We start from the raw sequence: 13,976 nt of genomic DNA on the forward strand, positions 1-13,976 counted from the left end.
GTGTTGCCTCATCAGTTTTTCAAATTATTGGCCGATGAAACACGTGTGCGGTGTTTACTGCTTATTGCCCGTGAAGGGCAGTTATGTGTGTGCGAACTGACTGAAGCGCTAGATACCTCGCAGCCGAAGATCTCACGCCATTTGGCGCAACTGCGGGCCAGTGGTTTGTTGGTTGATACGCGCCAAGGACAATGGGTGTTTTATCGCTTAGCCGCTGACTTACCCGGTTGGATGCGCAAACAAATTCAAGGGCTGGTGGACTCCAACTGCCTAAAAGACACTTATCAAGAAGATCTCACGCGGCTTGCCAAGATGGCGTCTCGCCCCACCTGCTGTGTGTAAAGGAGAAAGCAATGACAATTAAAGTCGGGATCAATGGGTTTGGCCGTATCGGCCGTTTGGCTCTGCGTGCTGCGTTTGACTGGCCAGAGCTCGAATTTGTCCACATTAATGACGTGGCGGGAGATACGGAAACACTGGCGCATTTGCTGGAGTTTGATTCGGTACAAGGGCGTTGGCATCACGCGGTGAGTGCAGAAGGCAACCGCGTGCAGATTAACGGTCAAACACTGACGACAAGCCAAGAAAAAGCGATTGATGCAGTCGATTGGTCAGGCTGCGATGTGGTGATTGAGGCCACAGGAAAACACCGTGACGCGGATTTGCTGCAAAAATACTTGGACAAAGGCGTAAAGCGTGTGGTTGTCTCTGCGCCAGTCAAAGATGAGCGAGTGGCGAATATTGTGGTGGGAGTGAATGACGCGATATTTGATCCGAGTAAACATCGAATCGTGACTGCGGCGTCGTGCACCACGAACTGCTTGGCTCCGATTGTGAAAGTGATCCATGAAAAACTGGGAATTGCGCAGTCGACCTTCACCACCATTCATGATTTAACCAATACTCAAACGATTTTAGATGCGCCGCATAAAGACTTACGTCGTGCCCGCGCGTGCGGTATGAGCTTGATCCCGACCACCACAGGATCGGCGACCGCCATCGTAGAAATTTTTCCGGATCTAAAAGGTAAGATTAATGGCCATGCGGTGCGTGTACCACTCGCCAATGCGTCGCTAACGGATGTGATCTTTGACGTGGAAACCGATACCACTGCTGATGAGGTGAACGCCCTGTTGCAAGAAGCCGCGGACGGCGAGCTCAACGGCATTCTTGGCTTTGAGGCGCGTCCGTTAGTCTCGATTGATTACCGTGGCGATCAGCGCTCCACGATTGTCGATGGTTTATCCACCATGGTGGTGGGTAAGCGTATGGTCAAAATCTATGCGTGGTATGACAACGAAATGGGGTATGCCACGCGCACCGCAGAGTTGGTGCGCAACGTCGGCCGCGTTGATCAGTAACCGCTTTTTTATAGGGTAGCGATGCGTGCCCCGTGCCGCATCGCCCTTTTTTGTATGTGAATCGATGACCACTATGTTTGCTCAATTAAGCCAATCTGTGCGCCAGTATATGCTGGTCACCTTTAACTATTGGAATTTTACCATCACCGACGGAGCACTACGGATGCTGGTGGTGCTGTATTTTTATGAGCTGGGCTACGGCACGTTAGAAATCGCTTCGCTGTTTTTGTTTTACGAATTCTTCGGCGTGGTCACCAACCTTATCGGTGGATGGCTCGGTGCGCGTTTAGGCCTTAATCGCACCATGAATATTGGCCTTGGCATGCAAATTATCGCGCTTGCCATGTTAGCCGTGCCAGCCGTTTGGCTCACCATTCCCTGGGTAATGGCGGCTCAAGCCTTGTCTGGGATTGCGAAAGATCTGAATAAAATGAGCGCCAAAAGCGCGATTAAAACCTTGGTGCCTGACAACGCACAGGGAGCGCTGTTTAAGTGGATTGCGATCTTGACCGGCTCGAAGAATGCACTCAAAGGTGTGGGCTTTTTTGTTGGTGGCGCATTGCTCTCTCTGATTGGCTTTCAGTACGCGGTGGCAGCCATGGCTGGCGTGTTGAGTTTGGTGTTTATCGGCAGTGTGGTGTCGCTCAATGCAGAGTTGGGAAAAGCTAAAAGTAAGCCCAAGTTTTCGGAAGTTTTTTCTAAGTCTCGAAGCGTGAATATCCTCTCAGCGGCACGGATGTTCCTTTTCGGCGCGCGAGATGTGTGGTTTGTGGTGGCCTTGCCAATTTATCTTGGCACCACATTTGGTTGGAGCCACAGTGCGGTGGGCGGCTTTCTTGCGCTATGGGTGATCGCTTACGGCATGGTGCAAGGCATTGCGCCGAAAATCACTGGGCGCCAATCTGGCCATTCGCCGGGTGGTAAGGCGGCGCTCGGTTGGGCATGTTTACTGGCGATGGTGACGGGAGTCATTGCTTATGCAATTGGCGAACAGTGGCATCCGCAAGGGGTGATTATCGTTGGACTCATGGTGTTCGGAGCGATCTTTGCGATTAACTCTTCACTGCATTCCTACTTGATTGTCAGCTACGCCAAAGGCGATGGTGTGTCGCTGGATGTAGGATTCTATTATATGGCGAATGCCATGGGACGCTTAATTGGTACTGTGTTATCCGGTTGGGTGTTCCAAGTATGGGGACTCGCCGCGTGTCTTTGGGTGTCTTTCGCATTTCTAGTTCTAACTACTGTGATTTCGCTAGGGCTCCCCAACACGGCTGTCTCGACAGACCAAGCTTAAATAAACAGGGGTAGCATGGATATGCTTACCCCTGTTTCAAACTGCGGTTACTCGTTGAGCATATTGCTGATTTTCTTCTGCAGCTCTTTATCTTCACGTGCTTGACGAAAAACAGCGTTATATTCTTCTATCGTTAGGCCCGTTGCCTCAATCGCTTGCGCCATTTCTTTTTGCGTCTCCGCCATTAGCGCTTTCGCCTTTTCTTCACTGCGAATGCTCTCAAGCTTGCTTTTATAATCTTTTGAGATTGAAACCACCTGTTCAGCGGCCTCTGCGTAGCTGCTTACCACTTGGTCGGTCAGCTGATCCGCTGACAGTTCGTTTGTTTCGTTGGCAGCGAAACTTGGCAGACTGGCTGCAACAACAAACGCAAAAGATAGGGTCGCTAGTAAACGTTTCATCAATACTCTCCTTTTATTTATCACGGTCACCCTAAAAGAGATGGAGAGTGACCGTCAAACGCGAAAAAGCAATCAGACAAATTCTCACAAGACCATGACATTGTTGATACTGTAAGGATTGTTCAGCTTTTTCGAATAACTCCAACAAGTTGCTCTGCCGACTTTCCTTAGCGCGCTTCTTATACTGCTGATAGTAAAAAAGGAGGACGTATGGGAAAACTGATAGACGGTATTTGGCATGATGTGTGGTATGACACCAAGTCGTCGGGTGGTCGATTTGTCCGTGAAGACGCGGGCTTTCGTCATTGGGTGACCGCTGATGGCCAAGCTGGACCAAGTGGCGATGCGGGCTTTAGTGCTGAATCAGGCCGCTATCATCTTTATGTTTCTCTTGCTTGTCCATGGGCACATCGCACCCTGATTATGCGCCATTTAAAAGGGCTTGAGCCTCATATAGCGGTTACGGTCGTCTCGCCTGAGATGCTAGAACATGGCTGGACGTTTTCTGAGCCAGAGCCGCTGTATGGATACGACTATGCCCATCAGCTCTATACCCACGCGAAGCCTGATTACACCGGTCGAGTCACCGTTCCGATTTTATGGGATAAGCAAACTCAGACGATTGTCAGTAATGAATCCGCTGACATTATTCGAATGTTTAATTCGGCGTTTAATGGTATGACGGGCAATCATGACGATTATTACCCAGACAACCTGCGTGCGGCGATTGATCAGTGGAACGAGTTTGTTTACCCCAATGTGAATAATGGCGTCTATAAATGTGGCTTTGCCACCGAACAAGAGGCTTATGAAGAAGCCTTTGATCAGTTATTCACTGCATTGACGGTGTTGGATGATCATTTAAGTCGCAATCGTTATCTTGCCGGAAATCAGATTACTGAAGCAGACTGGCGGCTGTTCACAACGTTAATTCGCTTTGACCCCGTCTACGTGGGCCATTTTAAGTGTAACAAGCAACGTATTGCCGATTACTGCAATTTATTCTGTTACATGAAAGAGTTATTCCAAGTGCCAGGCGTGGCAGAGACAGTCGATATGCACCATATCAAAACCCATTATTATTACAGCCACGGCAACATTAACCCGACGCGCATTGTGCCGAAAGGACCAGAGCAAGATTTGTGGTCGCCGCATGGGCGTGCATCAGTCAGCTCTCGTGGCAAGTGATTGAGCCGTTGACAAAAAACAACGAAAAAGGGCCAGCAAATGCTGGCCCTTTAAGATGGTGGTGGAGGAAGGATTCGAACCTTCGAAGGCTGAGCCGTCAGATTTACAGTCTGATCCCTTTGACCGCTCGGGAACTCCACCATGGAGTCTTGCTTTGTAAAAGTGGTGGTGGAGGAAGGATTCGAACCTTCGAAGGCTGAGCCGTCAGATTTACAGTCTGATCCCTTTGACCGCTCGGGAACTCCACCACGGAGTCTTGCTTTATAAAATGGTGGTGGAGGAAGGATTCGAACCTTCGAAGGCTGAGCCGTCAGATTTACAGTCTGATCCCTTTGACCGCTCGGGAACTCCACCACAGAGACGAGGCGAATCTTACCAAACCGATTGAAGCTGTAAAGGGTTTTCTCAATCCAGGCTAGTGGTTGGTGCTTTTTTCAGCGTCTTGCGGGTGATAATTAACGTAAAGTGTGCTTTTTCGACGTTTTTTGAAACCTGCCCGCATGTTAACAGTCTTATTCTCGTCTCGCTTTATCGCAAAACGCTATGAAATAACGTTAAAAATACTGTCTTTACAATTCTTTAAGGACAAAAAAAAGCAGATCGGTACACTGGTGCTATTCAAATTATAAGGTACAAGTTAATGAAAAAAGGGATGCTATTAGGCGTCGTGGTGTTGGCAGGTGTCGCGTTCTGGCAGTGGGGAGGTTTACAGTCCTCGAACGAGGAAGCCTCTGCACCACCACCGGGTGCACGAAGTGTGGATGTGGTGACAGCGCAAGTCGAAACTAAACCCATTGCGCCGTCGTTGTCGTTGGTGGGCAATGTTAAAGCCCATCAGCAGATTGATATTGAATCGGAAGTGTCGGCGCGTATTGAAACGGTGCACGTGAAACCTGGGGAGACGGTTGAAGAAGGAGCCCCTTTGGTGACTTTTAACCGTGCCAAAGCCCAAGCTGCGGTGTTGGAAGCATCGGCCTATCTCAATGACGAACAGCGTAAGCTAAAAGAGTACACTAAGCTAGCGCAGCGCGGCGCATTGACGCAAACCGAGTTGGATGCACAGCAAGCTAGCGTCAATATTGCCAAGGCCCGTTTGCAATCGGCGCAATCTGATTTAGATGATCATCGTTTAATCGCGCCTTTTTCCGGTCGCATTGGTTTGTTTGATTTAAGCGTCGGCCAGCGCGTGGATGTGGGCGAAACGCTTTTTAGTCTCGACAACCTGTCACGCATGAACCTCGATATTCAGGTGCCAGAGCAATACGTCGGACTGCTTTATCCCAATATGCCAGTGGCGGTCACGTCGCAAGCGTATCCCGATGATGCCTTTACCGGCACGGTGAGCGTGGTGGACTCTCGGGTGGATAAAGACGCGCTATCAGTCAGTGTTCGCGTTGCGCTGGATAACCCTGAACGCCAATTGCAGCCCGGCATGCTGATGGAGGCGAAACTGACCTTGCCGGAGCAGCAAGCGGTGATTGTGCCTGTGCAAGCTCTGCAGTATTCCGGTACGCGTCGCTATGTCTTCCGCGTTGATGACGAAGGCATTGCCCATCGTACTGAAATTACCCTTGGCGCGCGGATTGATAACCAAGTGGTGGTGAGTAAAGGACTTGAACCCGGTCAGCACATTGTGGTGCAAGGTTTGGTGAATATGCGCGATGGTGCGCAAGTGTCTGTATTAAATGCGGAAGCACCGAAAAATCCAGAAGATGACCAAAGCCGTATCGATGATACCGTGTCTGAGACGGAGGCCAGCTAATGTGGTTGTCTGATGTCTCGGTAAAACGGCCAGTGATGGCGATCGTATTGAGTTTGCTGTTATGTGTCTTTGGCGCGGTTTCTTTCTCGACCTTGTCCGTGCGTGAGATGCCTGATATCGATAGCCCGGTGGTGAGTATTTACACCGGCTATTCTGGCGCCTCGGCCAGCATTATGGAAAGCCAAGTCACGCAGTTGATTGAAGATGAGCTTTCCGGCATTAGCGGCATTGAAGAAATCACCTCGGTCAGCCGCAATGGCTCATCACGGATCACGGTGGAATTTAAACTCGATCACCCGCTGACCGAGGGGGTGAGTGATGTGCGTGATGCCGTGGCGCGCGCGCAAGGGGGATTGCCTGATGATGCCAATGATCCGATTGTGTACAAAGACAACGGCACTGGCGAAGCGGCGGTTTATATCAACTTGGCCTCGTCAGAGATGGACCGCAACCAACTGACGGAATACGCCCAACGTACGCTGGAAGATAGATTCAGCTTGATCTCTGGGGTGAGCTCGGTCGATTTATACGGCGCGCTGTATAAAGTGATGTATGTGAAGCTGGATCCCACCCAAATGGCGGGGCACGGTGTCACCACCCAAGATATTCTTGATGCATTGCGGGATGAAAACTTAGAGAGTCCGGGCGGGGAAATTCGCAATGACGTGATGACCATGCCGGTGCGTAGCGATCGTTTATATCGTGACGCAGAGGACTTTAAACAACTGGTGGTGCGCACCACGGCGAACGGCACTGCGATTTATTTGTCGGATGTGGCGGAGGTGGCCATTGGCTCACGCAACGAAGATGCCACCTATAAAAACAATGGTATCAATAATTTAAGTTTAGCGCTGATCCCACAATCCGATGCCAATCCGCTCGATATTTCTGACCGCGCTCATAAGCTTGTCGATGAGATGCAGGCCTTCCTGCCCGAAGGTACGCGTCTTTGGGTGGATTACGATACTACGGTATTTATTGAGCGCTCGATTGAGGAAGTGTATAGCACCCTCTTTATCACTGGGGCGCTGGTGGTATTAGTCCTGTATATCTTTATCGGCCAAGCGCGCGCCACCTTGATCCCAGCAGTGACTGTGCCGGTATCCTTGATATCCGCCTTTATCGTTGCCTCAGCGATGGGCTTTTCGATTAACTTACTGACCTTAATGGCGCTTATTCTCGCGATAGGCCTCGTGGTGGATGATGCCATTGTGGTGGTCGAAAATATCTTCCACCACTTACAACAAGGCGATAAACCCTTGGTGGCCGCTTACCGTGGCGCACGGGAGGTGGGCTTTGCAGTGATCGCCACCACCGCGGTGTTGGTGATGGTGTTCCTCCCCATTACCTACATGGATGGCATGATTGGTAAGTTGTTCACCGAGTTTGCCGTGATGCTCGCCGTCACCGTGCTCTGTTCGTCCTTAATAGCGTTGACCCTCACGCCGGTGCTCGGCAGTAAATTGCTGCGCTTAAATGTAACATCCAGTCCTGTGAACCGTGCTATCACCCGTGGGTTTGATGTGCTCGAAGGCTACTATCGCCGGGCGTTGGAGCATGTACTGCGCTGGCGTTGGTTGGCACCTGTAGTGATCTTGCTCTGTATTGGCGGCAGTGGCGTGTTGATGCAGCACTTACCATCGCAATTAGTGCCACAAGAAGATCGCGGGGTGCTGCTGGCGTTTGTCCGTGGTGCGGAAGGCACGGCGTACAACCGTATGGTGGGCAACATTGAGCAAATTGAGCAGCGCTTAATGCCCTTGGTCGATGCGGGTACTCTGAGCTCGGTTAGCTTACAAACACCAGCGTTTGGTGGCCGAGCTGGGGATCAAACAGGCTTCGTGATCATGCTATTGCCGGATTGGGATGAGCGCGACCGCTCCGCACAAGATATCTTGGCGGAAGTCCGGCAGGTGTTAAATGGTGTGCCAGATGTGCAAGTGTTCCCGTTTGCGCCTGGCTTTGGGGGCGGCAGTTCAGAGCCCGTGCAGTTTGTGTTAAGTGGTCCAGACTATCCTGAACTTCATCGCTGGGCGGAGAAATTGGGCGAAATGGGCCGCGAGGCGGGTGTGATTGACAGCCCGGATTACGACTACAACCAAAACACCCCTGAGCTGGTAGTGAAAGTTGACCGTCGTCGCGCCTCTGAACTTGGGATTTCGGTGCGGGATGTTTCCGATACCTTAGAGGTGATGCTTGGTGGCCGGGCCCAGACCAGCTATGTGGATCGTGGTGAAGAATACGATGTGTATGTACGCGGCGATGAAAAGGCCTTTAGCAGCAAAGGGGATCTTACCCGTATTTATATGCGTAGCCGCAGCGGCAAGTTAGTCTCGCTGGATGCAGTGACCACGGTGGAAGAAACAGCGTCCGCGCAGCGTTTAAGCCATACCAACAAGCAAAAGTCGATCACCTTATCGGCGCATTTAGGCGAGGATGTGACACTGGGTCAAGCACTCGATTATCTCGATAAAATCGCGGCTGAGAACCTGCCGGCCGATATCTCGGTGGGCTATTCAGGGGAGTCGAAAGATTTTCGTGACAACCAAACCAGTGTGCTGGTGGTGTTCGGTTTAGCGCTCTTGGTGTCTTACTTGGTGTTAGCGGCGCAATTTGAAAGCTTTATCAACCCCTTGGTGGTGATGTTGACGGTGCCCATGGGGATGCTAGGTGGCTTTTTAGGCCTGTGGCTGACCAACCAAGGGATCAATATCTACAGCCAAATTGGTTTGATCATGCTGATTGGGATGGTGACCAAAAACGGTATCTTAATCGTGGAGTTTGCCAACCAATTGCGTGACCGTGGCATTGCATTTGATAAAGCGATTATCGATGCGTCAGTCCGTCGCTTGCGACCGATTCTGATGACGGCGTTTACCACCTTGGCAGGGATGATCCCACTGATCCTCTCCACTGGCGCGGGGGCGGAAAGTCGTATTGCGGTTGGGACAGTGATCTTCACCGGCATGGCCTTTGCGACCTTTGTTACCTTGCTGGTGATCCCTGCGATGTATCGCTTACTCTCCATTCATACTCACTCGCCTGAGTATGTGGCGCAGCAATTGGATAAGGCGCTCGCGGTGGAAACTGTGCATCGGGCCAGTCATGGTGAGTTTGATACCCATCCGCATGATGAGCCGCATAAATAACTGCTGTTGTATTCTCGATACAAAAACCGCCTCTTCATAATGAGGCGGTTTTTTATTTCTTGTCGCTGCGCCATTACGCGTTTTCGGCTTGTTTGCGTTGCAGCGCCGCTTGTACTTCTGCTTGGTTGGCGAGGTACTCATCTAAGCCACGCTGACGCAAGTGACAGGCTGGACACTCGCCACAGCCAGTGCCTTTAATGCCGTTATAACAGGTTAGGGTGTGGTCGCGTACAAAATCGAGGGCGTGATACTGGTCGGCCAGTGCCCAAGTCTCGGCTTTATTCAGCCACATCAGTGGTGTGACTAAGGCGAGTTTTCTATCCATGCCGCGCTCAAGGGCTTGCTGAATTGATTGAATAAAATCGTTACGACAATCTGGGTAGCCAGAAAAGTCAGTTTCGCAGACACCGGTGATCACCGCCTCAGCGCCAATTTGATAGGCGTAAATGCCCGCCAAAGTCAAAAACAAGATATTACGACCCGGCACAAAGGAATTGGGCAGGCCGTTTTCGTTCAGTGCATTGGAAACAGGAATATTGTCGCGTGTGAGCGAGCTAATCGCCAATTCATTGAGCAAACCAACATCCAGTACCTTGTGCGCACTGACGCTGCGGTTTGCAGCAATCTCACGGGCAACATCAATTTCTTGCTTGTGGCGCTGGTTATAGTCGAACGTGAGGCAATGCACTTCGTCGTACTCTGCCTGCGCTTGAATCAAACAGGTGGTTGAATCCTGTCCTCCGCTAAATACCACAACGGCTTTTTTCATTGGTTTGTCCTTTGGCGGTGCTACTTACCCAGTGTTACACAGAGCACGGATGGTACCCCTGTGCGGTATCGACAGCAAGCCAGAAGCTTTTGAGTCATCATGATGCCAAGGAACAAATGTCCCAATGGCTCAACGGCTGACTGCGCATCAGGCAACGCGCAGTGCTTGTCTCTATGCTTACTATTTCGCCACAAAGGCTTTTAACCCTTCGAGCGTCTCGGCTGGGATGGGGCAGCTTTTACCGGTTTTAAAATCGCAATAGACAATCAAGGCCTCGCCCTCGGCCACACAGCGCTCTTGATTGTGACTGTAGATTTCATACTTCATCGCATAGCGCTTTTCTTGAATATCCTCGACCCAAGCGACGGTGGTGATGGTATCTGGATACACTAAAGGGGCGCGATAATCGCAGCGGGTTGAGGCGACCACGGGGCCTACATGCAGCCGTTTGGCTAGCTCGAATACTTCCAGTTTTTCAAGCATCACCACGCGCACATCTTCAAAATAGCGAAAGTACACGGTGTTATTGATGTGTTGCATGGCATCCATGTCGTTCCAGACAATCGCCTGCGTATGAGAGAGCGGGTAGTTTTCTACTGGGATATTTGCCACAAGACAATCCTCCTTAATTGTGTGCCTTGATTGCACACCAAGCCCAATCACAAGACAAGTCGCGCAGGTATAAATACGGATCTTTGTCTAACAATGACGTAACAAAACACATGAGTCGACAAAGTGGTTATCAGGATGTGTGACGCTAATCGATTAATGTGGCAGCAATAAGACTCTGGTATGATACGCACCCTTTGGCCGTGCTTGGGCGCGGCATGATTTACTTTTGCTGTGGATACGACTTTGACTGATACCGCTTTTTCCTCGCTTGCGTTACCTGCTGATTTACTCGATAACTTAGCAACCTTGGGTTATACGCACATGACGCCCATTCAGGCGCAGAGCTTACCGTCTGTGCTTAGTGGGAAAGATATTATTGCCCAAGCAAAAACCGGCTCGGGGAAAACGGCGGCGTTTAGCCTGGGCGTGTTAGCCAAACTGAACGTGAAACGTTTTCGCGTGCAATCTTTGGTGCTGTGTCCAACCCGTGAGCTGGCCGAGCAAGTGGCGGTTGAGATGCGTAAGTTGGCGCGTGGTCGTCATAATGTCAAAGTACTGACGCTGTGTGGCGGCGTATCGATTGGCCCACAAATTGGCTCATTGGAGCATGGTGCACACATTATTGTCGGCACTCCAGGGCGTGTGGATGACCATTTACGCAAAGGCACCTTGCGCCTTGATGATGTTGAGACCTTGGTGTTGGATGAAGCCGACCAGATGCTGGATATGGGCTTCCAAGATACCTTGGATGCTATCATTGCGAGTGTTCCTGCTCATCGCCAAACCTTGTTATTTAGCGCTACCTTCCCGCGCTCGATCAATGCGATTGCCCAGCGAGTGCTGAGCCATCCTGTCTCCGTTAAAGTGGATGAGGTGCAAACGCAAAGTACAATCACGCAACACGTTTATAAAGTCGATGACAACAATCAGCGTTATCAAGCGTTAAAGCTACTGTTATTACATTTTCAGCCGCAAAGCTGTGTGGTGTTCTGTACGACCAAAGCTCAAACACAACAAGTTTGCGATAACCTAGAAGATGATGGTTTTAGCGCCGTTGCTTTGCATGGTGATATTGAACAGCGTGGCCGTGAGCGCACCTTGGTAAAATTTGCCAACAAAAGTGCGTCCGTGCTGGTGGCCACTGATGTGGCTGCGCGAGGCTTAGACATTGATGACATGGATATGGTGATCAACTATCAACTCGCCCACGATCCGCAAACTCATGTACACCGCGTCGGCCGTACCGGTCGCGCTGGCAAAAAAGGGGTGGCGTGTTCGCTATATAACGATGCCGAGCACTATAAGCTGGCGATGATTGGCGATCAATATGATCGTGATTTTCTCCCCGAAGCCCTCCCGCCGCAGCACTTGCTCGACACTGCGCCTTATCAACCTGAGATGGCAACCTTGATGATTGACTCAGGTAAAAAGCAAAAAGTGCGCGCGGGCGACATTTTGGGCGCGCTGACTGGTCAAGCGGGCATTGACGGTAAGCAGGTCGGAAAAATCAATGTGCTCGACAATGTGGCGTTTATTGCTGTGTCCCAATCCTGCGTTAAAGCCGCGTTGCGTAAACTCAATGATGGAAAAGTTAAAGGACGCACTATTCGCGCTCGTCGGATTTAGTTTACTCGTTCCCACGCTCCTGCGTGGGAACGCATACAAAACTCGAACCCTGAACAGAAGTCGTGACAAAGCCATCTATCCGCACTTCCTACGCCTGATTTATATATGAATGCGCCTGTTTATCAAACGCTGTATAGACGATGATGCGTTAACCCAACAAGGTCTGCAAATCATGGGTCGCTTGGTCGAGATCCCCAATGTGCTCGCGTACCCAATCAGGGTTGTAATAGGTGTCTAGGTAGCGCTCGCCGCTGTCACATAGCAAGGTGACAATAGAGCCTTTTTCGCCGTTGGCGCGCATTTCATTTGCTAGCATCAAGACGCCGTACAGGTTGGTACCGGTGGACGCGCCGGCTTTGCGGCCAAGTTGGCTTTCTAGCCAGTGAATGGTGGCGATACTGTGAGTGTCCGGCACTGTGGTCATTCTATCAATCACGCCGGGAATAAAGCTGGGCTCGACACGTGGCCGTCCAATCCCTTCAATGCGACTGCTTTTATCGGTGGTTAATGCACTGTCGCCAGTGAGGTAGTAATCGTGAAACACCGAATGTTCAGCATCGGCCACCATCAGCTGAGTCGGTTGGCAGCGATAGCGAATGTAGCGGCCAATGGTCGCTGAGGTGCCACCGGTGCCCGGGCTCATCACAATCCAGCGAGGGATCGGAAAGCGCTCGTACTGCATTTGATCAAATATGCGGTTGGCAATGTTGTTATTGCTACGCCAATCGGTCGCGCGCTCGGCATAGGTAAATTGGTCCATGTAATGGCCATTGAGCTCTTTAGCAAGGCGACGAGACTCGGCATAGATCTGATCTGACCGCTCGACAAAGTGCGCTTCACCGCCATAAAAACGGATTTGCTCAATCTTCTTACACGCGGTGTTTTTGGGCACTACGGCAATAAAACGTAAACCAAGCAAACGGGCAAAATACGCTTCGGAAATGGCGGTGCTGCCCGATGAGCTTTCAATGATGGTAGTGTGCTCATCAATCCAACCATTACATAAGCCGTACAAAAACAAAGAACGCGCCAAGCGGTGCTTCAAGCTGCCGGTTGGGTGAGTGCTTTCGTCTTTCAGATAGATATCAATGTCCGTAAAGCTAGGGAGATCGAGCTTAATTAAATGGGTATCTGCAGAGCGTTTAAAGTCGGCTTCAATGAGGCGAATCGCGTTACCGACCCAAGTATGGCAAGGATGTGAGGTTGTCATCATGCGTCTCCGAATGCGTAATTAGCACCAGTTTATGTAAAGAGTGGGATAAAAACCTTGCTATTTTTGCTCTATAATGCCACCTAAATAGAAAAATAAACTCCCATATAATACTTAATGGAAAAAAATTTTATGACTATCACTTTAGATGAGATAGATCGCACTTTACTCGCGGCGCTGCAGGAAGATGCCAACTGGTCTGTGGCAGCGTTGGCCGAACGGGTGAATTTAACCACGACTCCCTGTTGGAAGCGGCTAAAACGGCTGGAATCACAAGGGGTGATCCGTGGGCGGGTGGCATTGCTTGACCCCGAAACCGTTGGCCTCGCATTTACCGCCTTCGTCCATATCAAAACCAATGACCACAGTGAGCAGTGGTACAAGACCTTTACCGAGGTGGTGACCGAGTTCCCTGAGGTGATGGAATTCTACCGTATGGCGGGAGAATATGATTACATGATGAAGGTGCAGGTGGCTGATATGACTCGATTTGATCATTTTTATAAAAAGCTGGTCAATTCTGTGCCAAGTCTGAATAATGTGACATCAACATTCGCCATGGAAGCGCTTAAGTACACCACCGCCTTACCGATCCGATAGG

At 50.6% G+C, this 13,976-nt stretch carries 12 protein-coding genes and 3 tRNA genes; 8 read left to right on the plus strand and 7 right to left on the minus strand.

Annotation, left to right across the window (positions count from 1 at the left end; all coding sequences use genetic code 11):
- The 3 genes from EHW58_RS02995 (at position 1) to arsJ (ending at position 2,658) form a co-directional block, all read left to right on the plus strand.
- Positions 1 to 342, plus strand: a complete 342-nt coding sequence (locus tag EHW58_RS02995; protein WP_077638573.1) for a metalloregulator ArsR/SmtB family transcription factor — start codon at positions 1 to 3, stop codon at positions 340 to 342.
- 11 nt (positions 343 to 353) lie between these two features.
- Entirely contained in the window at positions 354 to 1,361 is a 1,008-nt protein-coding gene (locus tag EHW58_RS03000; RefSeq protein ID WP_152794719.1) for an ArsJ-associated glyceraldehyde-3-phosphate dehydrogenase, read from the plus strand.
- Between the two features lie 73 nt (positions 1,362 to 1,434).
- On the plus strand, positions 1,435 to 2,658 hold the full coding sequence (gene arsJ, locus EHW58_RS03005; RefSeq protein WP_152794857.1) for an organoarsenical effux MFS transporter ArsJ: 1,224 nt from the start codon (positions 1,435 to 1,437) through the stop codon (positions 2,656 to 2,658).
- 47 nt (positions 2,659 to 2,705) lie between these two features.
- Here arsJ and EHW58_RS03010 read toward each other — a convergent pair whose 3' ends face one another.
- Positions 2,706 to 3,059, minus strand: coding sequence for a DUF4168 domain-containing protein (locus EHW58_RS03010; RefSeq protein ID WP_046073635.1), 354 nt, complete (start codon positions 3,057 to 3,059; stop codon positions 2,706 to 2,708).
- Positions 3,060 to 3,269: 210 nt separating this feature from the next.
- On the opposite strand from EHW58_RS03010, the gene EHW58_RS03015 reads away from it, so the two are divergent.
- Positions 3,270 to 4,247: a glutathione S-transferase family protein gene (locus EHW58_RS03015; protein WP_152794722.1), complete on the plus strand. Its 978-nt coding sequence runs from the start codon at positions 3,270 to 3,272 to the stop codon at positions 4,245 to 4,247.
- Between the two features lie 56 nt (positions 4,248 to 4,303).
- Here EHW58_RS03015 and EHW58_RS03020 read toward each other — a convergent pair.
- The 3 genes from EHW58_RS03020 to EHW58_RS03030 form a co-directional block, all read right to left on the minus strand.
- Positions 4,304 to 4,388 (minus strand) — tRNA-Tyr (locus EHW58_RS03020).
- A 22-nt stretch (positions 4,389 to 4,410) separates the two neighbouring features.
- A tRNA-Tyr gene (locus tag EHW58_RS03025) sits at positions 4,411 to 4,495 on the minus strand.
- Positions 4,496 to 4,516: 21 nt separating this feature from the next.
- Positions 4,517 to 4,601 (minus strand) — tRNA-Tyr (locus tag EHW58_RS03030).
- A 286-nt stretch (positions 4,602 to 4,887) separates the two neighbouring features.
- Here EHW58_RS03030 and EHW58_RS03035 point away from each other — a divergent pair.
- Positions 4,888 to 6,009 (plus strand): efflux RND transporter periplasmic adaptor subunit, encoded by a 1,122-nt coding sequence (locus EHW58_RS03035; protein ID WP_152794725.1) that lies wholly within the window; start codon positions 4,888 to 4,890, stop codon positions 6,007 to 6,009.
- The gene (locus tag EHW58_RS03040) at positions 6,009 to 9,158 is read left to right on the plus strand and encodes a multidrug efflux RND transporter permease subunit (RefSeq protein WP_152794728.1); all 3,150 of its coding nucleotides are present in this window, start codon (positions 6,009 to 6,011) and stop codon (positions 9,156 to 9,158) included. Before EHW58_RS03035 ends, EHW58_RS03040 begins: the two co-directional genes overlap by 1 nt.
- Positions 9,159 to 9,231: 73 nt before the next feature.
- Here the strand turns inward: EHW58_RS03040 and queC are convergent, their stop codons facing one another.
- Both queC and EHW58_RS03050 read right to left on the minus strand, forming a co-directional pair.
- A complete protein-coding gene (queC, locus tag EHW58_RS03045; RefSeq protein WP_152794731.1) occupies positions 9,232 to 9,927 on the minus strand; it encodes a 7-cyano-7-deazaguanine synthase QueC in 696 nt (231 codons plus the stop codon).
- A gap of 180 nt (positions 9,928 to 10,107) precedes the next feature.
- On the minus strand, positions 10,108 to 10,539 hold the full coding sequence (locus EHW58_RS03050) for an acyl-CoA thioesterase (protein WP_370517139.1): 432 nt from the start codon (positions 10,537 to 10,539) through the stop codon (positions 10,108 to 10,110).
- A 243-nt stretch (positions 10,540 to 10,782) separates the two neighbouring features.
- Between EHW58_RS03050 and dbpA the strand changes: the two genes are divergently transcribed.
- Positions 10,783 to 12,165 (plus strand): ATP-dependent RNA helicase DbpA, encoded by a 1,383-nt coding sequence (gene dbpA, locus EHW58_RS03055; protein ID WP_152794734.1) that lies wholly within the window; start codon positions 10,783 to 10,785, stop codon positions 12,163 to 12,165.
- 148 nt (positions 12,166 to 12,313) lie between these two features.
- Here the strand turns inward: dbpA and EHW58_RS03060 are convergent, their stop codons facing one another.
- Positions 12,314 to 13,375, minus strand: coding sequence for a PLP-dependent cysteine synthase family protein (locus EHW58_RS03060; RefSeq protein WP_069588008.1), 1,062 nt, complete (start codon positions 13,373 to 13,375; stop codon positions 12,314 to 12,316).
- Positions 13,376 to 13,507: 132 nt separating this feature from the next.
- On the opposite strand from EHW58_RS03060, the gene EHW58_RS03065 reads away from it, so the two are divergent.
- Positions 13,508 to 13,975, plus strand: coding sequence for an Lrp/AsnC family transcriptional regulator (locus tag EHW58_RS03065; RefSeq protein ID WP_046073854.1), 468 nt, complete (start codon positions 13,508 to 13,510; stop codon positions 13,973 to 13,975).
- Position 13,976 lies beyond the last annotated feature (1 nt).

The organism is Salinivibrio sp. VYel1 (genome assembly GCF_009377945.1).
In the GTDB taxonomy this organism is placed as follows: Bacteria; Pseudomonadota; Gammaproteobacteria; order Enterobacterales; family Vibrionaceae; genus Salinivibrio; species Salinivibrio siamensis.

Bases quoted from the DNA above. Each gene is read 5' to 3' on its own strand.
- EHW58_RS03065 (WP_046073854.1), top strand. From the start codon at position 13,508: ATGACTATCACTTTAGATGAGATAGATCGCACTTTACTCGCGGCGCTG.
- EHW58_RS03040 (WP_152794728.1), top strand. From the start codon at position 6,009: ATGTGGTTGTCTGATGTCTCGGTAAAACGGCCAGTGATGGCGATCGTA.
- EHW58_RS03010 (WP_046073635.1), bottom strand. From the start codon at position 3,059: ATGAAACGTTTACTAGCGACCCTATCTTTTGCGTTTGTTGTTGCAGCC.
- EHW58_RS03035 (WP_152794725.1), top strand. From the start codon at position 4,888: ATGAAAAAAGGGATGCTATTAGGCGTCGTGGTGTTGGCAGGTGTCGCG.
- arsJ (WP_152794857.1), top strand. From the start codon at position 1,435: ATGTTTGCTCAATTAAGCCAATCTGTGCGCCAGTATATGCTGGTCACC.
- EHW58_RS03015 (WP_152794722.1), top strand. From the start codon at position 3,270: ATGGGAAAACTGATAGACGGTATTTGGCATGATGTGTGGTATGACACC.
- EHW58_RS03060 (WP_069588008.1), bottom strand. From the start codon at position 13,375: ATGACAACCTCACATCCTTGCCATACTTGGGTCGGTAACGCGATTCGC.
- EHW58_RS03000 (WP_152794719.1), top strand. From the start codon at position 354: ATGACAATTAAAGTCGGGATCAATGGGTTTGGCCGTATCGGCCGTTTG.
- queC (WP_152794731.1), bottom strand. From the start codon at position 9,927: ATGAAAAAAGCCGTTGTGGTATTTAGCGGAGGACAGGATTCAACCACC.